This is a genomic window from Hoeflea marina (genome assembly GCF_003182275.1).
Lineage (GTDB): Bacteria > Pseudomonadota > Alphaproteobacteria > Rhizobiales > Rhizobiaceae > Hoeflea > Hoeflea marina.
The window spans coordinates 128,512-149,969 of the sequence record NZ_QGTR01000006.1 but is presented as its reverse complement, the minus strand read 5'-3'; the positions used below and the strand labels follow the sequence as shown (position 1 = coordinate 149,969).

The following is a 21,458-nucleotide window of genomic DNA, read 5'->3' as shown; positions in this document are numbered from 1 at the left end:
TAAGCTTTTGATCTGTCACATTTTCCTATGACGAAATGAAATTCATTCCGTCTGCACATTCTCTAGATCGGCAGCGCAGCGCCTTCCTTCAAGGTGTCGAGCACGATCGCCGTCTTGACGTGCTGCACCGATTCGTGCGGCAGCAACACGTCGCTGACGAAAGCCGAGAGGGTCCTGAGATCCGGCGTCACCACCTTGATGATGTAGTCCATTTCGCCGGTCAGCGAATAGGCTTCCAGCACCGCGGGCAGACTCTTGATCAGGCGCGCGAAGCGTTGGGCATTGTCCCGATTGTGGGTGGCAAGCGTCACCGTGATGATGTTGACGATGCCCAGATCGAGCTTCTCGCGATCGAGTTCCGCCCGGTAGCCCCGGATGATGCCGGCCTCCTCCAGCCGCATCCGCCGCCGCGAGCACTGGGATGCCGAGAGGTTGATCGCCTGCGCCAGTTCGTTGTTGGTCAGCCGGGCATCCTGCTGCAGAAGCCGCATGAGCTTGCGGTCAAAGTCATCCACTTGCACGATGTTGTCTCCAGATCGCCTCTCGATACACATTTCATGCATATAAGGCGTTCACGGCGCTGCATATGCACGCACATTGCGCTCATTGTGCGTCATCATTGTCGCCAGTCAAGTCCCCCGCCACTGAACGGAGACAGCCATGGGTCCCTTCCCGCACGATGCACCGGTCGCCCCGATTTCCGACGAGAACCCCGCCGGCACCAACGGCTTCGAATTCGTCGAATTCGCCCATCCGGATCCGGCCGCCCTCGAGGCCCTGTTTGCCCGCATGGGCTACGAGCCGGTTGCCAGACACCGCGACAAGGCCATCACGGTCTGGCGCCAGGGCGACATCAACTACGTGCTCAACGCCGAGAAGGGGTCTTTCGCCGACCGCTTCGTCGCCGAGCACGGCCCCTGCGCGCCGTCGATGGCCTGGCGGGTGGATGACGCCGCCCGTGCGCTGGCGCATGCGGTCTCCAAGGGTGCGATCGAATACACCGGCGAGGACAAGACGCTCGACGCCCCGGCGATCCTCGGCATTGGCGGGTCGCTGCTGTATTTCACCGACACCTGGGGGGAGCGTGGCTCACCCTATGACGCGGAATTCGAATGGCTGGGCGAGACCGATCCGAGGCCCGCCGGCGCCGGCTTCTACTATCTCGACCATCTCACCCACAATGTGATCCGCGGCAACATGGACAAGTGGTGGGATTTCTACCGTGACCTGTTCAACTTCCGCCAGATCCATTTCTTCGACATCGAGGGCAGGCTCACCGGCCTGGTTTCGCGCGCCATCACCTCACCCTGCGGCCGCATCCGCATTCCGCTCAACGAATCCACCGATGACCGGAGCCAGATCGAGGAGTATCTGCGCAAGTACAAGGGCGAAGGCATCCAGCACATCGCGGTGGGCACCGATGACATATACGCCGCGACCGACCTGATCGCCGACAGGGGCGTGCGTTTCATGCCGGGCCCGCCGGCGACCTATTACGAGCAGTCGAAGAGCCGGGTGAGCGGCCATGACGAGCCGATCGACCGCATGCAGCGCCATGGCATTCTCATCGACGGCGAAGGGGTCGTGGATGGCGGCTTGACCAGGATCCTGCTGCAGGTCTTCTCGAAGACCGTGATCGGCCCTATCTTTTTCGAGTTCATCCAGCGCAAGGGCGACGAAGGCTTCGGCGAGGGCAATTTCAGGGCGCTCTTCGAGTCCATCGAGGAAGACCAGATCCGCCGCGGCGTGTTCAACGACGCCGCCGAGTAGCCCGCGAAGCCACGGCTGGCGAACCCGGAACGAAAAAGGCGGCATCCGCACGGTGCCGCCTTTTCTGTCGTGAGAGCTTCGCTGCGGGCGATTATTCGGCCGCCGCCCGCTTCGGCTGCACCAGCGCCATGTAGTCGTTGACGAGATTGGTGGAGATTTCGCCCGGGGTAAACCGGTAAGGGCCGATCTCCGAGACCGGCGTCACTTCCGCGGCAGTGCCGGTGAGGAAGCATTCGGTGAAACCGGTCATCTCGTCGGGCATGATCACCCGCTCGATCACCTCGTAGCCGCGCTGGCGCGCCAGACCGATCACCGTGCGCCGGGTGATGCCGTCGAGAAAGCAATCCGGCGTCGGGGTGTGGATCCTGCCGTCCTGGACGAAGAAGATGTTGGCGCCGGTGGCTTCCGCGACCTGGCCGCGCCAGTCCAGCATCAGCGCATCCGCATAGCCGCGGTCTTCCGCCCGGTGCTTGGACAGGGTGCAGATCATGTAGAGCCCCGCGGCCTTCGACTTGGATGGCGCGGTGCGCGGATCGGGCCGCAGATATTCTGCGATGTCGAGGCGGATGCCCTTGAGGCGCTCTTCCGGCTTGAAGTAGCTCGGCCACTGCCAGATGGCGATGGCGACATTGATCCGGTTCTTCTGCGCCGAAACGCCCATCATCTCCGACCCGCGCCAGGCGATCGGGCGGACATAGGCGTCGGCGAAGCCCTGCCGCTTGAGCAGTTCCACGCAGGCGGCGTCGATTTCGGCAACGCTGTAGGGGACGGTGAAGCCGAGGATCTTGCCCGAGGCATGCAGCCGCTCGGTGTGTTCGGTGAGCTTGAAGATCTCGCCGCCATAGGCGCGTTCACCTTCGAACACAGAGCTCGCGTAGTGCAGCCCGTGGGTGAGCACGTGCAGCTTCGCATCGGCCCAGGGTACGAATTCGCCGTTGTACCAGATCTCGCCGTCGAGCTGGTCAAAAGGTACGGATGCCATCGAGGTTCCTCCGGCGCCAAGCGCCAATCTGTTGGATTTTGTCCCGGCGGGCGGCACCGAATGGGCCAGGGCACATGCGGAACGCGGCGGACCGGAGAGCTCGGCAATTGCAGCCAACGCGGAACAAGGCTAGCAATTGCGCCAATTTATGTCAACATAACTGACATATCTGGAAGGATCAGTCGCCATGAGCCGCGATAGCGCAACAAAGGCCGAGGCCGCCGACAGACTCGAAAGCGCCCTCGGTGACGGGGAAGGCATCAATTTCGAGCTCATCGAACTGCTGTTCTTCGCCTATCGCGACTTCATATCCGATCCCGACGCCATCCTGGAGACCAAGGGGTTCGGTCGCGCCCACCACAGGGTCGTCCACTTCGTCAACCGGGAGCCGGGACTGACCGTCGCGGCGCTGCTCGACACGCTGATGATCACCAAGCAGAGCCTTGCGCGGGTGCTCAAGCAACTCATTGATTCCGGCTATATCCATCAGGTTGCCGGCCCCGAAGACCGCCGGCAGCGGCGGCTGTATCCGACACGCAAGGGCCGCGAGTTGGCACTGGCCCTCGCCAGGCCACAGTCTCGCCGCATCGCCAGGGCATTGACCGGCCTGGGGCCAGGCGAACAGGCCGCAGTGACCGAATTCCTCAACGGCATGATCAACCGCGATGGCGGCGGGGTGCCTGGGGGGAGTGGCGTCCCGCTCGAGGAGCGCCCAGGAGACAACACATGACCGCTGTACCCGCATCCTCGCCAGCAGACGACGCAGCCCATCTCCTCATCGTCGACGACGACACCCGCATTCGCGAGCTTCTCAACCGTTACCTTTGCGAACGCGGCTTCCGCGTCACCACCGCCGCCGACGCGGCAGAGGCGCGCCGCAAGCTCGCCGGCATCGATTTCGACCTGCTGGTGATAGACGTGATGATGCCGGGCGAAAGCGGTCTGTCCCTGACCCGCAGCCTGCGAGAGGTGAAGTCCGTGCCGATTCTGATGCTGACGGCGCTGTCGGAATCGGACTCGCGCATCGACGGGCTCGAGGCGGGCGCCGATGACTACCTGGCCAAGCCATTCAATCCGCGTGAGCTCGTGCTCCGCATCAACAACATCCTCAAGCGCGGCGGCCAGCCGGCCACCCCGAAGGTCGAGCAGGTGGTCTTTGGCCCCTACACCTTCGTCATCGCCCGTCGCGAACTGAAGAAATCCGGCGAGCCCATCCGGCTCACCGACCGCGAGCGCGAGATCATGATCCTGTTCGCCGAACGCGCAGGCGAAACGATCCCGCGCCATGAGCTCGTCGGCAACGACATCGAGGTCGGCGAGCGGACGATCGACGTGCAGATCAACCGGCTCCGCCGCAAGATCGAGGATGATCCGGCGAATCCGATCTGGCTGCAGACGGTTCGCGGCATCGGCTATCGTCTCAGCGTCGAGGCCGTCAGCGGCGGCTGACGCTCCGGGATCGCAAACGACGGACGGCTCCTCGTTCGCCCAGTGCGAATTTTTATACAGTGATTTCCGGCCGTTGCGCTGACGACAGCGCCAACCTGCACATTCTCCGGCAGGATCATTCATTTATTAACCTCGATCGATACAATGAAAGGCACATCATTCAGAGGTCAAGATGAACATATTCTCTCGTTTCAAGCTGGTTCCGACCGTTACCGCGTCCACCACTGCCATTCTGCTGATCGCACTTGTAACCGTTTCATGGGCGATCTCGGCCAACATCTCCGATCGTATTGCCCAGCAGGCAATCGCCAGCCAGAACACCAGCCTGCGTACCGCAGCGACCATCGTCGAACGCGATGTGGCCGGCACCAAGGTCGCCTGGAGCAAGGACGGGAACGTCGAACGCATCGTCATGGACGCGATCCCGACGGAGTTCACCGACCATTCGATGATCGACACCGTGGGCCGGATGACCGGCCAGACCGCGACGATCTTCGCGTGGGACGCCGAGAGCAAGGACTTCTGGCGCAAGACCACCAACATCATCAAGCCCGACGGGTCACGCGCCGTCGGCACGCAGCTCGGCCAAGCGGGCGCGGTCTACCCGGTCGTCACCAAGGGCGAGACCTATCGCGGCGAGGCCGTCATCCTCGGCACGCCCTACTACACCATCTACCAGCCGATTTTCTCGCCCGCCGGCGAGAGCATCGGCATTCTCTATGCCGGCGTCCGCTCGGCGGAGATCAATGCACTGGCCGACGAGATGTTCTGGACCATCGGCATCGCCGCCGCGCTCGTGCTGGTAGTCGCCACCGGGCTGATGGCCTGGCTTGCCCGATCCATCCTATCGCCGATTCCGGCCTTGACCCAGGTTTCGTCCGCCCTTGCCTCGGGAGACCTGTCTGTGGATGTCCCCTTCACCGACCGCCGCAACGAGATTGGCGGCCTGGCCAAGTCGCTGGCGGTGCTCAAGGACGAGGCCCTCCAGAAGCAGCAGCTGGAAGCCGAAGCGGCCCGGCAGGCCGGTCTCTCGGACCGGGAGCGCGGCCAGCGCGAGGCAGCAAAGGCCGAATACGACCGCCAGTTCGACATCACCGTCGAAGAGCTCGGCGCCAGCCTCAGCAAGCTCAGCGACGGCGACCTGACGGTGCGGCTCAACCGGCCCTTCGCCGACAAGTTCGAAAAGCTGCGTCTCGACTTCAATGACGCAGTCGAAAAGCTTTCCGCGACGCTCACCGACGTGCGCGCGGAGTCCGAGGAATTCCAGAACGGCTCAAGCGAAATGCGCTCGGCGACCTCCGACCTCGCCCGGCGCACCGAGCACCAGGCTGCTGCGCTCGAGGAAACCGCAGCCGCGCTCGACGAGATCACGGCCACCGTCAGCCACTCCTCCAAGCGGGCCGATGAAGCCACTGAGATGGCGTCCAGGGCCCAGCAGAGCACGGTCAACTCACGCAAGGTGGTGTCCGACGCCGTCAACGCCATGTCGCGCATCGAATCGGCATCCAGCGAGATCTCCAAGATCATCAACGTGATCGACGAGATCGCCTTCCAGACCAACCTCCTGGCTCTCAACGCGGGGGTCGAGGCGGCGCGCGCCGGCGAAGCGGGCCGCGGCTTTGCCGTCGTCGCCCAGGAAGTGCGCGAACTGGCGGGACGCTCGGCCAACGCGGCCAAGGACATCAAGCTGCTGATCACCAAGTCCGGCGAGGAAGTCTCCGACGGCGTCAAGCTCGTCAATGCCACCGGCGAGGCACTGACCGGCATTTCCGAGCAGGTCGCCTCTATCAACGGTCATATCAGCTCGATTGCCACCGCCGCCCGGGAGCAGACTTCCGGCCTCAGCGGCATCAATGCCGCCGTCAACCAGATGGACCAGGTCACGCAGCAGAACGCCGCGATGGTCGAGGAAGCCACGGCCGTCATGCACAGGTTGGCGGAAAGCTCCACGCGCCTGACGGGCCTGATCGGGCAGTTCGTCGTCTCGGGCCACGGCGGCGCACCCGCCGCTCACGATTATCGGCAGATGCGCAAGGCCTCCTGAACGTCCGACCCCGTCACAGGACCGGGAAATGCCGAAAGACAAGCCGCGCGAACCTCGCGCGGCTTTTGCGTCCGGCTGGGATCAGCGCGCCCGGCGCTTGTGGATGAACAGGTCGTAGAAGGCCATCACCAGGGTCGTCACGACGACAATGCCGAGGTCGAGCCTGGGCAGCTTGTAGATGAGCACGCCAAGAAAGCCGCACAGGACGACGAAGGCGATGAGTGTCAGAATCCGTTCCATGCGCGTCAGTCTCCGTCGCCATCGGTTTCAAGATGTTTCGTCAGCCACCTGGCCGTCCTGAGCAGGCGGGCGTCGCCGCCGCGCGGACCGACCAATTGCACGCCCATCGGCATCCCGTCTCCGGTCTCGAACAGCGGCAACGTTATCGCCGGAGCACCGCACAGGGTCCAGATGGCGTTGAAGATCGGGCTCCCGGTGCTTTCCAGACCCCTTGGCGCCGGACCGGTTGCCGCAGGTGTGATGATGGCATCGCAGCGCTGGAAGATCTCGCCGAGCGCGGCATAGAGGTAGTCGGGCCAGTCAAGCGCGGCAATGTAGTCATGCGCCAGAATCTTGCCGCCCTTCTCGAGCGCTTCGCGGGTTTCACCAGACAGGCGGTCGAGGCCGTCTCGGGAAAACCTGTGATAACACTTCACCATCTCTGCAAGATGGATGCGCGACCGGACGGCAGCCGCCTCCGAGAAGGCAGCCGGCAATTCGGCCTCGAAACAGTTTTCGCCAAGGTGTTCGGCAAGTTCCTCCATCGCCGCCCGGCATGAAGGCTCTGCCTGGTCCCAGTAAGGCGAACGCACGAAGGCGAATGTCGGCTTGACCGGCGCATCGGCCGAGGCGACCGACAACAGCCGCGGATGCGGGGCCGGCGCTGTGAGCCGGTCGGCATCGTCATGCCCGAACAGCACCTCCGCCAGCATCGCCGCATCCTCGACCGAGCGGGCGAAGACTCCGACCCGATCCAGCGTCGGTGACTGCGCCAGGATTCCCGTGCGCGGAATGCTGCCCGCGGACGGCAGGAAGCCGGTGACGCCGCAGAAGGAAGCGGGCCGGATCACCGAGCCGCCGGTCTGGGTGCCGACGGCCAGCGGCACCATGCCGGCAGCGACGGCGGCGGCCGATCCCGAAGACGAGCCGCCCGGCGTGTGGAGCGGGTTGACCGGATTGCGGGTCTTTCCGGGAGTCACCAGCGCGAGTTCGGTCGTGACCGTCTTGCCGATGATGATGGCGCCCGCGGCCCTGAGCCTCCCCACGATCGCCGCATCCCGTCCCGGCACCCTGCCGGCGTCGAGCGCCGTGCCGTTGCAGGTCGGAATTCCGCGCGTGTCGATGATGTCCTTCAACGCCACCGGCAGGCCGTGCAGCGGCCCTGTCGGCCGGCCGGACTTGCGGTGCGCGTCGGCGGCTTCGGCCTGGCGCATGGCGAAGGCCGCATCGAACCATTCGAACGCCTGGATCTCGCCCTCCAGGGCGGCGATCCGGTCAAGGCAGCCCTTCATGTAGTCGCTGGCGTTCAGCGCCCCGCCTGCCATGCGGTCGCGAGCCTCGACCGCGCTCAGCCCGGCCGCTGTCCGGTCAATGGCCATAGAAGCGGTCCGGCAGGTAGTAGACGATCTGCGGGAACGCATACATCAGCGCCATGCAGATGAACACCATCAGCAAAAATGGCATCACGCCGGTGAAGATCTGCGTCAGCCTCACCTCCGGGGGCGCTATCCCCTTGAGGTAGTAAGCCGACATCGCCATCGGCGGCGTCAGGAACGACGTCTGCAGATTGAGCGCGACGAGAATGCCGAAGAACAGCGGATCAATGTCGAAGATCGCCAGCAGCGGCAGGAAGATGGGCACGAAGATGATGATGATCTCCGACCATTCCAGCGGCCATCCGAGCAGGAAGATGATCAACTGGGCCAAGAGCAGGAACTGGAACGGCGTCAGGTCCAGTCCGGTGACGAACTGGGCGATGATCTGTTCGCCGCCGAGATAGGAGAACACCGAGGAGAAGGTGTAGGAACCGACAAACAGCCAGCACACCATCGCCGTCGTCCGCACGGTGAGATAGACGCTTTCGCGAAGCCGCTGCCAGGTCATGGCGCGATAGCCCACGGCCAGCAGCATGCCGCCCAGCGCACCGATCGAGGCCGCCTCAGTCGGTGTCGCCAGGCCGAACAGGATCGAGCCGAGCACGGACAGGATAAGGAATGCCAGCGGGAAGAATGATGTCGCCACCAGGAACAGCAGCCGTCCCATCGGCACATCCGGCACCTCCTCCTCCGTCGGACGCGGGGCGACGGAGGGCTGCAGGATCGAGCGGCCGATGATGTAGACCAGATAGAGTCCCACCAGCGTGAAGCCGGGCAGAAGCGCGCCGGCATACAGCTTGACGATGGAAACGCCCGACGCCGCGGCGTAGACGATCAGCATGATCGAGGGCGGGATCAGGATGCCGAGCGTGCCGCCGGCGCAGATGATGCCCGAGGCGAAGGAGGGGTCGTAGCGCGCCTTCAGCATCGCCGGCAGCGCCAGCAGGCCCATCAATGTCACCACCGCGCCGACAATGCCGGTGGCGGTGGCAAACAGCGCGCATGTGATCAGTGCGGCCACGCCCATTGATCCGGGAATGCGCTTGGAGGCCAGGTTGAGGGTCGAGAACAGCCTGTCGACGATGTTGGCGCGCTCGACGATGTAGCCCATGAACAGGAACAGCGGCACCGCCGTCAGAACCTCGTTCGACATCACCGTGTAGGTCTGGTTGATGAAAAGATCGAAGATCCGGTTGTTGAAGAACCCCTCGATCCACAGCGATATGCTGTCCCAGGTGCTCGCCAGCTCGTCGAGCCGGAAATAGGACCGCCACATCCGGGAGGCATCGAAATAGGCGTAGTAGCCGAAGCCGATGCCCATGGCCATCAGCGTGAACGCGATCGGAAAGCCCAGGAACACCATGAAGATGAACAGGCCCAGCATCAACAGGGCAATTTGAGGATCGGTCATATGTGTCCGCCGGTTTCGGCCTCGTCGGCCCTTTTCATCATCAGGTCTTCCGTCTCGCGCACATCCTCGTCGGCCTCGATCCACTCATCGGTGCGGATGCAGACGATGCAGCGGAAGACCTGGGCGATGCCCTGGATGAACAGCAGAATCCCGGCAGCCACGATCACCGTCTTGAACTGGTAGATCGGAATGCCGGCCGGGCTGTTGACGCTGACTTCGCCGTAGCCCCAGGAGCGGGAGGCATATTTCCAGCCCGACACGATCAGAGCCGTCACGCCGGGAAAGAAGAACAGGAGATAGAGCACCAGATCCAGCCTTGCCTGGGTCCGCGGCCGCCAGAGCCGGTAGATGAAGTCGCCCCGGACATGGCCGCCGCGCGAGAGCGTGTAGGCGCCGCCCATCATGAACAGCGAGCCGTACATGATGAAGGATATGTCGAGGGCCCACGGGGTGGGGGCGTTGAAGACGTAGCGCGACACCACCTCATAGCCGGTCCCGAATGCCATGAGGATGATCAGCCAGGCGAAGGCCTTGCCGAAGACCGCCGACAGGGTGTCGGCAAAACGAATGTATTGGATCATGACCAGCCACTTTTCCCTGCACAACTGATCCGGCGGAGCGATTTCCGCCGGATCACTGCAAAAATGCGAACAGTCCGGTTCAGAGCTTCAGCTTGCCAGGGAAGTAATGCTCATACGCCAGACCGAGATCGGCCGAGTTCATCAGTTCGTAGTAGGAGACCTGCTCGACCCAAGCGCGCTGGCTGTCCATGATCTTTTTCATGAACGGGTCGGCGCCCAGCTCTTCGATGAGACCGTCCCAGGCAGTGAGCTGCGCAGCCAGGATCTCCTTCGAGGTGCGGTGCACCGTGACGCCGGATTCGGTCTGCAGCTTCTGCAGATCGGACGAATATTCCTTCATTGCCAGCGCCGTGTTGGCCGTCGACGCCGCCTCGACCGAGTATTTCAGGATCGCCTGCAGGTCCGGATCCAGATCTTCCCAGAAATCCTTGTTGAAGCAGAACTCGAAGGATTCGGACGCCTGGTGGTAGGAGGACAGGTAATAGTTCTTGGCCACGTCCTGGGCGCCGAAGCGGCTGTCGGACGACGGATTGTTGAACTCGAAGGCGTCGATCACGCCCCGCTCCATGGCCGGGACGATTTCGCCGCCGGGCAGCTGCGCCACCGACATGCCCATCGACTGCAGCAGGTCGGCGGCGAGGCCGACGGTGCGGTACTTGAAGCCCTGAATGTCGGCGACGGTGTTGACTTCGCCCTTGAACCAGCCGAAGGGCTGCGCCGGCATCGGAAAGCCGTAGAAGCCGACGACGTTGAGACCTAGGACATCCTGGGTCAGTTCGCGATAGAGTTCCTGTCCGCCGCCCTGATAGAACCAGCCGAGCATGGTCGTCGCCGAGCCGCCGAACACCGGGCCGGTGCCGAAGAACGAGGCGGCCTTCGACTTGCCGTACCAGTAGACCGACACGCTGTGGGATGCATCGATGACGCCGTCATTGACTGCGTCCATCACCTGGAACGCGCCGACGACGGCGCCCGCGGGCAGGAGGTCGACCTTGAGCCGGCCGTTCGACATTTCCTCGACGCGCGTGATGTACTGGCGGGCAAAATCCATCCAGATGTCGGATGCAGGCCAGGAGGACTGCATCTTCACCACCAGAGGCGCCTGCGCCATCACGGCCGGCGCGGACAATGCACCCGCCGCGGCCACGCCGCCCAGCATCGTCCCCTTCTTCAAAAACGACCGTCGCGAAACGGATTTATCCTGCCCAGTATCCATAGCCAATCCTCCCAGATGGTTTGCATTCATAATTCAACCTGTCGAATATCAAGCAAATCGGTTTGCCTGACAACCCAATCCTCTCTTCGACTAAAGAACTAGGAATTCGGGATCCCTGATCGTCCAGGCCCGTCTAGCTCCACCTCCCGGGCACAGGATCGATGCGGACCCTAGCCGTCCGCGTTCCATCGACGCTATAAGCAAATCGGCGGCCGGTCCAGCCGCAACGAGACAAGCCGGGGGTGAGGCGCAGAGCATGACCAGCATTGAATCCATCCGACGGGAATACGAGCGCTATCCGCCGAGCGGACTGCGCCGCTTCACGCGCTGGTTCACCAAGCGGATTCCGACCCGGCTCTATGCCCGCGCGCTGCTGATCATCATCATTCCGATGGTGCTGCTGCAGTCCGTCGTCGCCTTCGTGTTCATGGAGCGTCACTGGCAGACGGTGACGCAGCGTCTGTCGATGGCAGTCACCCGCGACATCGCCGCCATTATCGACATCATCAACACCTACCCTCAGGACCAGAACTACGACCAGCTGATCCGGATCGCGCGCGAGCGGCTGGAGCTCAACATCGCCATCGAGCCGCCGGGCCAGTTGCCTGCGCCCAGGCCCAAGCCGTTCTTCTCCATCCTCGACCAGATCCTCAGCGAGGAGATCACCCGGCAGGTCCAGCTGCCGTTCTGGATCGACACGGTGGGCAATTCCAACATCGTCGAGGTGCGGATCAAGCTCGACGACAAGATCCTGCGCGTCTTTGCCAAGCGCAGCCAGGCCTACGCCTCCAACACCCACATTTTCCTTCTGTGGATGGTGGGGACCTCCCTGGTGCTGCTGGCCATCGCCATCCTGTTTCTGCGCGGCCTGGTGCGGCCGATCCTGCAACTGACCCAGGCGGCGGAAAGCTTCGGCAAGGGCCAGCGCATGCCCGACGACTTCCGCCCCCGCGGCGCCGACGAAGTGCGCCGGGCCGGCCTCGCCTTCATCAAGATGCGCGAGCGCATCGAACGCCAGCTGGAACAGCGAACGGCGATGCTGTCGGGCGTCAGCCACGATCTTCGAACCATTCTCACACGGTTCAGGCTGCAGCTTGCGCTCGTCGGCGATAGCCCGGAAATCGACAGCCTCAACAAGGATGTCGACGACATGCAGAACATGCTCGACAGCTACCTTTCCTTCGCCCGCGGCGAGGCGGAAGAGGATGTGGGCTCGCTCAGCCTGTCGGAAATTGTCGGAAAGGTCGCCTCAGACGGCCGCCTTCGTGGCGCCACGGTGACCTTTTCCGTCGATGGCGAGGATCTCATCAATGTCCGGCCGAACGCCTTTTCACGTCTGCTGACCAATCTGGTCGCCAATGCCTGCCGCCACGCCGACAATGTCGCCATCGAGGCCTACAACCGCGGGAGATGGGTATCGATCATCATCGACGACGATGGCCCCGGGATTCCGCCGGACGCGCGCGAGGACGTGTTCCGGCCGTTCTACCGGCTCGACGTATCCCGCAATCTGGATGAAAGCGGAACGGGACTGGGACTGGCGATCGTGCGCGACATCGCCCGCAGCCACGGCGGCGACGTGACCCTGTCCGACAGTCCGATGGGCGGATTGCGCGCAACGGTGCGACTGCCTGCCTGACTGACTGAGCGCAGACTACATCAGCCGCTGCCCGTTGGGCACCGGCCTGTCGACCGCCGCCAGCACGATCGCGCCCGACTCGTCGGCAAATCCCAGCGTCAGCACCTCCGACATGAACGGCCCGATCTGGCGCGGGGGAAAGTTGACCACCGCCATCACCTGGCGACCGACAAGATCTGCCGGCGCATAGTGGACGGTGATCTGCGCCGAGGACTTCTTTTCGCCGATGCCGGCCCGAAATCGATGCGCATCTTGATCGACGGCTTGCGCGCTTCCGGGAACGGTTCGGCGCTGACGATTGTGCCGGTGCGGATATCGACCTTCTCGAACTCGTCCCAACTGATCATTTCACTCATCGCATCCGTCCTCATGTGGTGGATCCGCGGCACCGTCCGCGGCGAGGATCAGGTCCCCTGGCCCATTGATCTGATGCTGTCGCCCGGGAGTGGGCAGGGGTCTCTGGATGACGACCTGCACGACGGGAAAAGCCAAAGCAAAGCGTGTGAACCTGAATTTGCGCGATGTACCCTAGCCCGCCAGCGCTTGCGACCGCCGCCATGCGGCGTTGATCGCCTGGTCCATGAGCGGCTGCAGGCCGTCCCCGGCCATCAGCACGGCGAGCGCCGCCGCGGTGGTGCCGTTGGGCGAAGTCACGTTCTGGCGCAGCGTCGCGGCTCCGTCCGGTGACTGGTGCATCAGTTCACCGGCCCCCGACACGGTCGCGCGCGCCAGGCGCATGGCGAGGTCCGCCGGCAGGCCGCATTTCCGGCCCGCCTCCGCCATGCACTCGACGAGGTAGAACACATAGGCCGGGCCGCTGCCCGAAAGTGCCGTGACGGCATCGATCAGAGCCTCGTCATCAACCCATTCCACCGGACCGCAGACCGAAAGCAGGCTGTCGGCTTCCGCGCGCATGGCAGGGGTGACGGCTGCATTGGCGACGCAGGCGGTGATGCCGCGCCGAACCATGGCAGGGGTGTTGGGAATCGAGCGCACGATGGCGCCACCGAGATGCTCCTCGAAAAAGGCAATGGTCTTGCCGGCGGCGATCGACACGCTGACCGTATCCGGACCGACCAGCGACCGGGCCGGCTCCAGCGCCGCCTGCATCACCTGCGGTTTGACGGCCAGCAGCAGCACGCCGGCGGTCACGCCCAAGGGGACCGCCGTTTCATGACGGATGCCGAGGTCGGACAGCCGGCGCGCCATCGCATCGGAGGGACGCGGATCGACGACCAGGATGGCCCCGGGCGCGATGCCGCTTTCAAGCCAGCCGGCGAGCATGGCGCCGCCCATATTGCCCGCGCCGATGAGAACGAGCGGTGCCGCCGGCGACACCATCTCAGGCTTCCCCGACCGTTTCAAACAGCACCGCCGTGAGCGCCGCCTTGGCTTCCATGCCCGACCAGACGACGAACTGGAACGCCTGGAAATAGGCCTCGCAGGAATCGAGCGCGTTGGACAGCAGCACCTCGACCTGACGGTTGGTCGGCTCGGCGCCGCCGGCCAGAAGCAGCGACTGCCGGAAGATGATCACATGCTCCTGCTGCCAGAGGTCGAAATGGCCCATCAGCACCTGGCCGTTGACATGCGACAGCAGCTTCATCACCTCGGTGATCCGGTTTTCCGGCACCTTGATGTCGAAAGCGGAGGCGATGTGCAGCGCCTCGCAGTCCTCCATCCAGGAGAACGAGACATGGTAATCGGTCCAGTGACCTTCCACCGTCATGGCGATTTCGTCGTCGCCGGACCGTTCGAAGGTCCAGTCATTCGCCGCCGCCACAAACTCAATCATGTCGACCGGATTGGAATGACGTTCGAAGTCAAGTTCAACTAGATTCATGCCCCACCTTCTTGCCAAGCCCGCACCCGACCTCACTGCGGAGGTCACGTCGGGCTTTGAATTCAGGATGAGTCGGACCGTGGCCTGGCGAGGCGGTTTCGGGGCCGCATTCACCAGTCCTCATGACTGTGATCCGAATCATCATTTAGAATCAGTCTATAAATGCAGAGTCCGCGCGCCAGCCCCCCCCTGTCGCATTTTCGCGATTGGGGTGTGGACAGATGTTGGCAAACTGATTCCGCCGTGACTCATAACTGACTCAGGCAAAAGGATTTTCGGCATCGTCGGCGCGGCCGGGACGGTGGGGAAAAAAAGTTGTGGTCCCTGCCTGCTCGACCTACATCGACGGCCCGTCGGGCGCCGACTTTGGCGTCGCGGCGGCTTCGGGCTCGCCGAGCCGCGCTTCGAGCGCGGCGAGACGGGCAGAAAGCGCGTCGTTTTCCTCGCGCGCCCTGACCGCCATGTCGCGCACGGCATCGAACTCCTCGCGTTTGACGAGGTCCATCGAGTTGAGCAGGCGCTCGATCTGAGCGCGACCCGCGGTTTCGACCTCCTTGCGCACGCCCTGGGCGGCGCCGGCGGCATCGGTCATCAGCTTGGCAAGTTCATCCAGGATTCGGTTGGGTCCGTTGGTCACTGTCGTCGCGCCTTTCGAGCTTGATGGGCATGGTCTGGTGCCTGAACAGGTAAGCATTCGCGCCCGTCGATGCAAGAAAAAGCGGTCCTTGCAGCAACATGGCAAGCCCGGCGCAAAGCCCGGCTGACACAACCATGCCGAATCGGTCATGGATGGCGCACCCGGGTCATCTTGAACCTGCCGCAATGGATCGCCAGGTTGGCGACGAGTCAATTCGATCGGCACGACCAGCGCAATCGGGCGGCCACCGCGGCCGGATCTGCGCAATCTGGATGGAAGGGAGCACGCATCGCGCAGGCCGCGCATGTGGGGCACCCCGGAATGAGTGAAGGGCAGTGCCTTGGAATTTGTCGCCTCAACGCTGTCGCTGCTGAGCTTTCCGCAGATTGACCCTGTCATCGTCTCCCTCGGCCCGCTGGCCATCCGCTGGTACGGAGTAGCCTATGTTGCAGGCATCCTGCTGGGCTGGCGCTACGCACGCCGCCTGGTCGAAAACACCCGCCTGTGGCCCGCCGGCCGGCCGCCGATGGCTGCGCTAGACATGGATGACTTCATGCTCTGGGCCGCCGTCGGCATCGTCTGCGGCGGCCGGATCGGCTACATTCTGTTCTACGACTTTGCCGCGGTGGCGGCCAATCCGCTGCGCGCCTTCGAGATCTGGAATGGCGGCATGTCGTTCCATGGCGGCCTCATCGGCACCATCGTCGCCATGGTGCTGTTTGCGCGCGCCCGCGCCATCCCACTTTTCAGCCTGTTTGATGTCATCGCCGCCGTGGTGCCGATCGGACTGTTCTTTGGACGGATCGCCAATTTCATCAATTCCGAGCTCTGGGGCAAGCTTGGCAATGTGCCTTGGGCCTTCGTCTTCCCGACCGGCGGCCCCTTCCCCCGCCATCCCACGCAACTCTACGAGGCCGGGCTGGAGGGCATTGCCCTGCTGGCGCTCACCGCAGTCCTCATCTATCGCGGCGGCGCTCTGGCCAGGCCCGGTTTCGTCGCCGGCGCCTTCGCATTCGGCTATGGCCTGGCGCGAATTGTTGTGGAATTCTACCGGGAGCCGGACGCGCAGATCGGCTATCTCGCCGGCGGCTGGCTGACGATGGGGATGGTGTTGTCGATGCCTATGCTGGCAGTGGGCCTCTGGCTCATGCTGAGGACCCGCCGCCATGCTCGCACCTGACCGGCACAGTGGCCCCATGACCACACCTCTCGCGCAGAAGATCATCGATCTCATCCACCAGACCGGCCCGATCAGCGTGGCTGATTACTTCGCTCTCTGTCTCGCCGACCCGGAGTTCGGCTACTACCGGACGCGGGAACCGTTCGGCCGGGCCGGCGATTTCGTCACCGCGCCGGAAGTCTCGCAGCTCTTCGGCGAAATGATCGGCGTGTTCCTGGTCCATGCCTGGAGCACCCAGGCAAGCCCAGCCGACGTCCGGCTCATCGAGATCGGCCCGGGCCGCGGCACGCTGATGGCGGACGCCATTCGCGTCATCGAGCGTCTGGCCCCCGAGCTCTTCGATCGCATGACCGTCCATATGGTCGAGACCAGCGAGCGACTGCAGAACGTGCAGCGCCAGACGCTGGTGCGGCACAAGGACCGGATCCGCTGGCACACCACGTTCGAGGACACACCGCCCGGCTTCACCCTGCTGGTCGCCAATGAGCTCTTCGACGCCATCCCCTTCCGTCAGTTCGTCAAGACGGAATCCGGGTTCCGCGAACGCAGCGTCCGCGTCAACAGCCTGGGCATGCTGGACTTCGGCATCGGACCGGCGGGCATCGACGAGGCATTGCTGCCCGACCATGCCGGGAGCGCTCCGCTCAACACGGTGTTCGAGGTTGCGCCGGCCCGCTCCGCGGTCATGCTTTCGATTGCCGATCGGCTGGTCCGGCACGGCGGAACGGCGCTGGCGATCGATTACGGTCACCTCGTCACGGGCTTCGGCGACACTCTGCAGGCGATCTATCATCACGAATATGACCCGCCGCTCGCCCGCCCGGGCAAGGCCGACCTGACCAGCCACGTCGACTTCGAGGCCCTGGCTCGGGCGGCAAGTTCGGTGGGCGGCCATGTCCACCGACCGATCTCGCAGGGGGAATTCCTTGTCGGCCTGGGCCTGCTGGAAAGGGCCGGCAAGCTCGGCGCCGGACGCGACCAGTTGGCGCAGGCTGCCATTCACGATGCCGTCAACCGGCTCGCCGGCGAGGGCAAGGGATTGATGGGCGCGCTGTTCAAGGTGCTCGCCGTCAGTGGCCGCCGGGTGCCGCTGGCGCCATTCGATTCGGAGAATTGACAGGACAGGTCAGGATCGCCAACATCCCGCGCGGATCGAAGCAGTGAAACAGACCGCCATCGCAGGCTCCAGGGGAATCCGCGAGCGACAGGGATGCGCGACAAGGCGCCGGCAAGCAACTGCCAGCCGGCGGACAGGCGCATCAGGCCCGACGGGAGAAACCGAATCATGGCAACTGCCTCCGGACCAGTTCCGACCAGAAGCACGCTCCTGACCGAGGCCGAACGGTCTGCGCCGATCGCGCACGGTTTCTTCAGCCGCCAGGGCGGCGTGTCCGAGGGCATCTACGACAGTCTCAATGTCGGCCTCGGCTCGGCCGATGACCGCGAGCGGGTGCTGGAAAACCGCGCGCTGATCAGCCGCTGGTTCGCGCTGCCGGCCGACCGGCTGATCACCGTGCATCAGGTCCATTCGCCACGCGTGCATGTGGTGACCTACGACAATCGCGGCGAACGCCCGGAGGCCGACGCGATGGTGACGCGAGACCGGGGCCTCGTGCTCGGCGTGCTCAGCGCCGATTGTGGCCCCGTTCTGTTCGCCGATGCCGGCAACGGCGTGATCGGCGCCACCCACGCCGGCTGGCGCGGCGCGCTTGACGGCGTGCTTGAAAACACCGTCGAGGCGATGATCGGCCTCGGCGCCGAGCGCGCCTCGATCGTTGCCTGCCTCGGCCCTTCGATCAGCCAGCCCAATTACGAGGTCGGGCCGGAATTCATAGACCGGTTCCTGGCCCGCGACGCGGATCACGGACAATGGTTTTCGCGTGCCGAGCGGCCCGGCCATGCCCTGTTCGACCTGCGCGGCATGACGCTGGCCAGGCTGCAGGCAGCCGGCCTCCAGGCCGAGATGATCGACGCCTGCACCTATGACGGCGAGGATGCATGGTTTTCCTATCGCCGCACCACGCATCGCCGAGAGACGGACTACGGGCGGCAGATATCCGCCATCACTTTGAGGGAGAACGACAATGGCACTGCACTTTGAGCGCGAGGAATATGCGGCCCGGCTCGACAAGCTGCTTGCCCGCATGGGCGAGGACAAGATCGATGCCATGCTGCTGTTTGCCCAGGAAAGCATGTACTGGCTGACCGGCTACGACACGTTCGGCTTCTGCTTCTTCCAGTGCCTGGTGGTCAAGGCCGACGGATCGATGACGCTGTTGACGCGCTCGGCGGACCTGCGCCAGGCCCGCCACACCTCGGTGATCGAGAATATCACGGTGTGGACCGACCGGACCAAGGCCGATCCGGCGCTGGACCTCAAGAACCTGCTGTCCGATCTCGATCTTCTCGGCGCCCGCATCGGCGTCGAGTACGACACCCACGGGTTGACCGGCGCCAATTGCCACAAGCTCGACAACCAGCTCCAGAGCTTCGCCGAACTGGTCGACGAATCCTACCTGGTCAGCCGGTTGCGGCTGATCAAGAGCCCCGCGGAGATCGACTATGCCCGCAAGGCCGCCAAGCTCGCGGATCTGGCGCTGGAGGCAGCCCTGCCGCTGATCAAGCCCGGCGCCAACGAGGCAGACATCCTCGCCGCCATGCAGGGAGCTGTGTTTTCCGGGGGTGGCGATTATCCGGCCAACGAGTTCATCATCGGCTCCGGCGCCGACGCCCTGCTATGCCGCTACAAGTCCGGCCGCCGCAAGCTAGACAAGTCGGACCAGCTGACGCTCGAATGGGCCGGCAGCTATGCCCACTATCATGCGGCGATGATGCGCACGGTCATCATCGGCAAGCCCAGCAAGCGCCACCTCGAGCTTTACGACGCCAGCCGCGAGGCGCTCGAAGCGATTGTCGACATCCTGCGTCCGGGCAAGACCTTTGGCGAGGTGTTCGACACCCACTCTCGGGTGATGGAAGACCATGGCCTGACCCGGCACCGGCTCAACGCCTGCGGTTACTCGCTCGGTGCCCGCTTCACACCGTCCTGGATGGAGCACCAGATGTTCCATGCCGGCAACCCCCTGGTCATCGAACCGGACATGACCCTGTTTGCCCACATGATCATCATGGACTCGGAGACATCGACCGCGATGACGCTCGGCCAGACCTATCTGACCACCGAGGATGCGCCGGAATCGCTGTCGAGCCTCGGCCATGACCTGTTGACCGCCCCGACCCGGGCCGGCCGGTGATTGACAGTTCTGTCCGGTCGCTTCCATAACAGAAGCCTTGGAAACGGACTGGAACCATGGACATGACTCCTGCGCGCATGGCCTTGCTGACGGGATTGGTCGTGCTCTTGGCCGCCTGCAACAGCACAGAACAGACTCTGGCGCCGATCCCGGGTGACGGATCGGACTCTTCTTCCGCCGCCACCGTGGCGCCCGTCACGCCCGTGGCGACGGATGCAGCCTTCGCTGCCGCTGCCCCCTCCGGCCGGTCCGGTCCCGCGGCAGGCAACGTCGTCGGCAGTATTCGCTTCACGCCGGTGATCGGGGCGCCGCTGAGCGCAGTCACGCCGTTGTCGCGCCAGCTGGGCCTGAGCGCCCGCACGCTGGGCTACACCATCAAGAGCGCCAACGATCAGGATGGCGACCACATTCTCAAGGGCTATTTCTCCGCCATCAGCGACGACACCAAGACCACTGTGGTCTATGTCTGGGACATTCTCGATCCATCCGGCAACCGGCTGCATCGCATCCAGGGTCAGGAGGAGATCCCCGGCGCGCCGCCGGCCGGCGCGGATGCCTGGAGCACTGTTCCCCCTGCGCTGATGGAGAAGATTGCGGCGCGGACGCTTGCCGATTACAACAGCTGGCGCCAAACCGCCTCAGGCTGATGCATGTCGCCCGAAAGTGTGCGGCGGTTTCGGGATCACGACATGCATAATTGCCAAGAGGGAAAGCGCCGCCGAGATCGGCCTTGCACCCAAAATTTTACAGGAAAATTCACCGTGGCCGACCATGGCCGCTTGCAATCGCGGCAAGCGCCGCTAAAACCCGGACCCAACGGGTTGGCGCCCCGTCCGGCCCGGCTCTTCCGGCGTGCGGATGCGGCCACAAACACAGGCGGTCCCAGATGAAGGTTTTCGCGGGAAACTCCAATCGGCGTTTGGCGGAATCGATCTGCAACTATCTCAATTTGCCATTGGGCAAGGCCAGCGTCAGGCGCTTCGCCGATCAGGAGATTTTTGTCGAGATTCAGGAAAACGTGCGCGGCGAGGACGTCTTTGTCGTTCAGTCGACCTCGTTTCCGGCCAACGATCACCTGATGGAACTTCTGATCATGATCGACGCGCTGCGCCGGTCCTCGGCCCGCCGCATCACCGCGGTCATCCCCTATTTCGGCTATGCCCGACAGGACCGCAAGCCGGGGCCGCGGGCGCCGATCTCCGCCAAGCTCGTGGCCAATCTGATCACCGAGGCCGGCGCCGACCGGGTCCTCACGCTTGACCTGCATGCCGGCCAGATCCAGGGATTCTTCGACATTCCGACCGACAACCTGTTCGCCATTCCGCTGCTGTCGCGCGATGTCAAGGAACACTACCCCAACTCCAGCCTGATGGTGGTTTCGCCTGATGTCGGCGGCGTGGTCCGCGCCCGGGCGCTGGCCAAGCGCCTCGATGCCCTTCTCGCCATCGTCGACAAGCGCCGCGACAGGCCGGGCGAATCCGAGGTGATGAACATCATCGGCGACGTTTCGGGGAAGGATTGCCTGCTCATCGACGACATCGTCGATTCCGGCGGCACACTGTGCAATGCGGCGGAAGCGCTGCTGGCGGGCGGCGCCAACAGCGTCACCGCCTACATCACCCACGGGGTGCTGTCTGGCGGAGCGGTGGCGCGCGTCGCCGCCTCAAAGCTCAAGGAGCTGGTGATCACCGATTCGATCCAGCCGACGCCCGCCGTGCAGAGCGCCCACAACATCCGCGTCATTTCGACCGCGATGCTGATGGGCGAGGCGATCAACCGCACCGCCGCCGAGCAGTCGGTGTCGAGCCTGTTCGACTGACGTCCGCGATCATTCAAGCCGCCTGAAGAGCCGGAACG

The 21,458-nt window shown here is 64.0% G+C and carries 21 protein-coding genes and 1 pseudogene; 11 read left to right on the top strand and 11 right to left on the bottom strand.

Going from position 1 to position 21,458, the window contains the following annotated elements:
* Positions 1–62: 62 nt before the first annotated feature.
* Positions 63–563: an Lrp/AsnC family transcriptional regulator gene (locus DFR52_RS20685; RefSeq protein ID WP_425351234.1), complete on the bottom strand. Its 501-nt coding sequence runs from the start codon at positions 561–563 to the stop codon at positions 63–65.
* A 97-nt stretch (positions 564–660) separates the two neighbouring features.
* Between DFR52_RS20685 and hppD the strand changes: the two genes are divergently transcribed.
* Positions 661–1,770, top strand: coding sequence for a 4-hydroxyphenylpyruvate dioxygenase (gene hppD, locus DFR52_RS20680; protein WP_110033924.1), 1,110 nt, complete (start codon positions 661–663; stop codon positions 1,768–1,770).
* Positions 1,771–1,861: 91 nt separating this feature from the next.
* Here the strand turns inward: hppD and DFR52_RS20675 are convergent, their stop codons facing one another.
* Complete coding sequence (locus DFR52_RS20675) at positions 1,862–2,752, bottom strand: branched-chain amino acid aminotransferase (protein ID WP_110033923.1); 891 nt, start codon at positions 2,750–2,752, stop codon at positions 1,862–1,864.
* A 187-nt stretch (positions 2,753–2,939) separates the two neighbouring features.
* Between DFR52_RS20675 and DFR52_RS20670 the strand changes: the two genes are divergently transcribed.
* The 3 genes from DFR52_RS20670 (at position 2,940) to DFR52_RS20660 (ending at position 6,245) form a co-directional block, all read left to right on the top strand.
* Positions 2,940–3,482, top strand: coding sequence for a MarR family winged helix-turn-helix transcriptional regulator (locus DFR52_RS20670; RefSeq protein WP_110033922.1), 543 nt, complete (start codon positions 2,940–2,942; stop codon positions 3,480–3,482).
* Positions 3,479–4,201 (top strand): response regulator, encoded by a 723-nt coding sequence (locus tag DFR52_RS20665; RefSeq protein WP_110033921.1) that lies wholly within the window; start codon positions 3,479–3,481, stop codon positions 4,199–4,201. Before DFR52_RS20670 ends, DFR52_RS20665 begins: the two co-directional genes overlap by 4 nt.
* Positions 4,202–4,373: 172 nt before the next feature.
* A complete protein-coding gene (locus DFR52_RS20660; protein WP_110033920.1) occupies positions 4,374–6,245 on the top strand; it encodes a methyl-accepting chemotaxis protein in 1,872 nt (623 codons plus the stop codon).
* Between the two features lie 81 nt (positions 6,246–6,326).
* On the opposite strand, the gene DFR52_RS24545 is transcribed toward DFR52_RS20660, so the two are convergent.
* From DFR52_RS24545 to DFR52_RS20640, 5 genes are all read right to left on the bottom strand, one after another.
* Complete coding sequence (locus DFR52_RS24545) at positions 6,327–6,485, bottom strand: hypothetical protein (protein WP_158285006.1); 159 nt, start codon at positions 6,483–6,485, stop codon at positions 6,327–6,329.
* A gap of 5 nt (positions 6,486–6,490) precedes the next feature.
* Complete coding sequence (locus DFR52_RS20655; RefSeq protein ID WP_110033919.1) at positions 6,491–7,843, bottom strand: amidase; 1,353 nt, start codon at positions 7,841–7,843, stop codon at positions 6,491–6,493.
* Positions 7,833–9,251 (bottom strand): TRAP transporter large permease, encoded by a 1,419-nt coding sequence (locus DFR52_RS20650; protein ID WP_110033918.1) that lies wholly within the window; start codon positions 9,249–9,251, stop codon positions 7,833–7,835. Before DFR52_RS20650 ends, DFR52_RS20655 begins: the two co-directional genes overlap by 11 nt.
* Positions 9,248–9,832: a TRAP transporter small permease subunit gene (locus DFR52_RS20645; RefSeq protein ID WP_110033917.1), complete on the bottom strand. Its 585-nt coding sequence runs from the start codon at positions 9,830–9,832 to the stop codon at positions 9,248–9,250. Before DFR52_RS20645 ends, DFR52_RS20650 begins: the two co-directional genes overlap by 4 nt.
* A gap of 79 nt (positions 9,833–9,911) precedes the next feature.
* On the bottom strand, positions 9,912–10,991 hold the full coding sequence (locus DFR52_RS20640; RefSeq protein WP_245415424.1) for a TRAP transporter substrate-binding protein: 1,080 nt from the start codon (positions 10,989–10,991) through the stop codon (positions 9,912–9,914).
* Positions 10,992–11,304: 313 nt separating this feature from the next.
* On the opposite strand from DFR52_RS20640, the gene DFR52_RS20635 reads away from it, so the two are divergent.
* Positions 11,305–12,687 (top strand): ATP-binding protein, encoded by a 1,383-nt coding sequence (locus tag DFR52_RS20635; protein WP_110033915.1) that lies wholly within the window; start codon positions 11,305–11,307, stop codon positions 12,685–12,687.
* Between the two features lie 15 nt (positions 12,688–12,702).
* Here the strand turns inward: DFR52_RS20635 and DFR52_RS20630 are convergent.
* The 4 genes and pseudogenes from DFR52_RS20630 to DFR52_RS20615 form a co-directional block, all read right to left on the bottom strand.
* Positions 12,703–13,043: pseudogene (locus DFR52_RS20630) on the bottom strand (tRNA-binding protein).
* Between the two features lie 172 nt (positions 13,044–13,215).
* Positions 13,216–14,028, bottom strand: a complete 813-nt coding sequence (gene proC, locus DFR52_RS20625; protein WP_110033914.1) for a pyrroline-5-carboxylate reductase — start codon at positions 14,026–14,028, stop codon at positions 13,216–13,218.
* A 1-nt stretch (position 14,029) separates the two neighbouring features.
* A complete protein-coding gene (locus DFR52_RS20620; protein ID WP_110033913.1) occupies positions 14,030–14,530 on the bottom strand; it encodes a type III secretion system chaperone family protein in 501 nt (166 codons plus the stop codon).
* Positions 14,531–14,867: 337 nt separating this feature from the next.
* Positions 14,868–15,167: an accessory factor UbiK family protein gene (locus tag DFR52_RS20615; RefSeq protein WP_110033912.1), complete on the bottom strand. Its 300-nt coding sequence runs from the start codon at positions 15,165–15,167 to the stop codon at positions 14,868–14,870.
* Positions 15,168–15,507: 340 nt separating this feature from the next.
* On the opposite strand from DFR52_RS20615, the gene lgt reads away from it, so the two are divergent.
* The 6 genes from lgt (at position 15,508) to DFR52_RS20585 (ending at position 21,420) form a co-directional block, all read left to right on the top strand.
* Positions 15,508–16,347: a prolipoprotein diacylglyceryl transferase gene (lgt, locus tag DFR52_RS20610; protein ID WP_110033911.1), complete on the top strand. Its 840-nt coding sequence runs from the start codon at positions 15,508–15,510 to the stop codon at positions 16,345–16,347.
* A 16-nt stretch (positions 16,348–16,363) separates the two neighbouring features.
* Positions 16,364–17,464: a class I SAM-dependent methyltransferase gene (locus DFR52_RS20605; RefSeq protein ID WP_110033910.1), complete on the top strand. Its 1,101-nt coding sequence runs from the start codon at positions 16,364–16,366 to the stop codon at positions 17,462–17,464.
* 168 nt (positions 17,465–17,632) lie between these two features.
* Positions 17,633–18,448: a peptidoglycan editing factor PgeF gene (gene pgeF / locus DFR52_RS20600; protein ID WP_110034113.1), complete on the top strand. Its 816-nt coding sequence runs from the start codon at positions 17,633–17,635 to the stop codon at positions 18,446–18,448.
* A complete protein-coding gene (locus DFR52_RS20595; RefSeq protein ID WP_110033909.1) occupies positions 18,432–19,601 on the top strand; it encodes a M24 family metallopeptidase in 1,170 nt (389 codons plus the stop codon). Before pgeF ends, DFR52_RS20595 begins: the two co-directional genes overlap by 17 nt.
* A 56-nt stretch (positions 19,602–19,657) precedes the next feature.
* On the top strand, positions 19,658–20,248 hold the full coding sequence (locus DFR52_RS25130; RefSeq protein ID WP_110033908.1) for a hypothetical protein: 591 nt from the start codon (positions 19,658–19,660) through the stop codon (positions 20,246–20,248).
* A gap of 239 nt (positions 20,249–20,487) precedes the next feature.
* Positions 20,488–21,420 carry a ribose-phosphate pyrophosphokinase gene (locus tag DFR52_RS20585; RefSeq protein ID WP_110033907.1) on the top strand — a complete coding sequence of 311 codons (933 nt, stop codon included), beginning with the start codon at positions 20,488–20,490 and terminating at the stop codon, positions 21,418–21,420.
* Positions 21,421–21,458: the final 38 nt, after the last annotated feature.

What these genes read in the sequence shown, in the direction of transcription:
- DFR52_RS20685 (WP_425351234.1), bottom strand. Translation starts at nt 563, where the DNA reads ATGCATGAAATGTGTATCGAGAGGCGATCTGGAGACAACATCGTGCAA.
- hppD (WP_110033924.1), top strand. Translation starts at nt 661, where the DNA reads ATGGGTCCCTTCCCGCACGATGCACCGGTCGCCCCGATTTCCGACGAG.
- DFR52_RS20675 (WP_110033923.1), bottom strand. Translation starts at nt 2,752, where the DNA reads ATGGCATCCGTACCTTTTGACCAGCTCGACGGCGAGATCTGGTACAAC.
- DFR52_RS20670 (WP_110033922.1), top strand. Translation starts at nt 2,940, where the DNA reads ATGAGCCGCGATAGCGCAACAAAGGCCGAGGCCGCCGACAGACTCGAA.
- DFR52_RS20665 (WP_110033921.1), top strand. Translation starts at nt 3,479, where the DNA reads ATGACCGCTGTACCCGCATCCTCGCCAGCAGACGACGCAGCCCATCTC.
- DFR52_RS20660 (WP_110033920.1), top strand. Translation starts at nt 4,374, where the DNA reads ATGAACATATTCTCTCGTTTCAAGCTGGTTCCGACCGTTACCGCGTCC.
- DFR52_RS24545 (WP_158285006.1), bottom strand. Translation starts at nt 6,485, where the DNA reads ATGGAACGGATTCTGACACTCATCGCCTTCGTCGTCCTGTGCGGCTTT.
- DFR52_RS20655 (WP_110033919.1), bottom strand. Translation starts at nt 7,843, where the DNA reads ATGGCCATTGACCGGACAGCGGCCGGGCTGAGCGCGGTCGAGGCTCGC.
- DFR52_RS20650 (WP_110033918.1), bottom strand. Translation starts at nt 9,251, where the DNA reads ATGACCGATCCTCAAATTGCCCTGTTGATGCTGGGCCTGTTCATCTTC.
- DFR52_RS20645 (WP_110033917.1), bottom strand. Translation starts at nt 9,832, where the DNA reads ATGATCCAATACATTCGTTTTGCCGACACCCTGTCGGCGGTCTTCGGC.
- DFR52_RS20640 (WP_245415424.1), bottom strand. Translation starts at nt 10,991, where the DNA reads ATGCTGGGCGGCGTGGCCGCGGCGGGTGCATTGTCCGCGCCGGCCGTG.
- DFR52_RS20635 (WP_110033915.1), top strand. Translation starts at nt 11,305, where the DNA reads ATGACCAGCATTGAATCCATCCGACGGGAATACGAGCGCTATCCGCCG.
- proC (WP_110033914.1), bottom strand. Translation starts at nt 14,028, where the DNA reads ATGGTGTCGCCGGCGGCACCGCTCGTTCTCATCGGCGCGGGCAATATG.
- DFR52_RS20620 (WP_110033913.1), bottom strand. Translation starts at nt 14,530, where the DNA reads ATGAATCTAGTTGAACTTGACTTCGAACGTCATTCCAATCCGGTCGAC.
- DFR52_RS20605 (WP_110033910.1), top strand. Translation starts at nt 16,364, where the DNA reads ATGACCACACCTCTCGCGCAGAAGATCATCGATCTCATCCACCAGACC.
- pgeF (WP_110034113.1), top strand. Translation starts at nt 17,633, where the DNA reads ATGGCAACTGCCTCCGGACCAGTTCCGACCAGAAGCACGCTCCTGACC.
- DFR52_RS20595 (WP_110033909.1), top strand. Translation starts at nt 18,432, where the DNA reads ATGGCACTGCACTTTGAGCGCGAGGAATATGCGGCCCGGCTCGACAAG.
- DFR52_RS25130 (WP_110033908.1), top strand. Translation starts at nt 19,658, where the DNA reads ATGGACATGACTCCTGCGCGCATGGCCTTGCTGACGGGATTGGTCGTG.
- DFR52_RS20585 (WP_110033907.1), top strand. Translation starts at nt 20,488, where the DNA reads ATGAAGGTTTTCGCGGGAAACTCCAATCGGCGTTTGGCGGAATCGATC.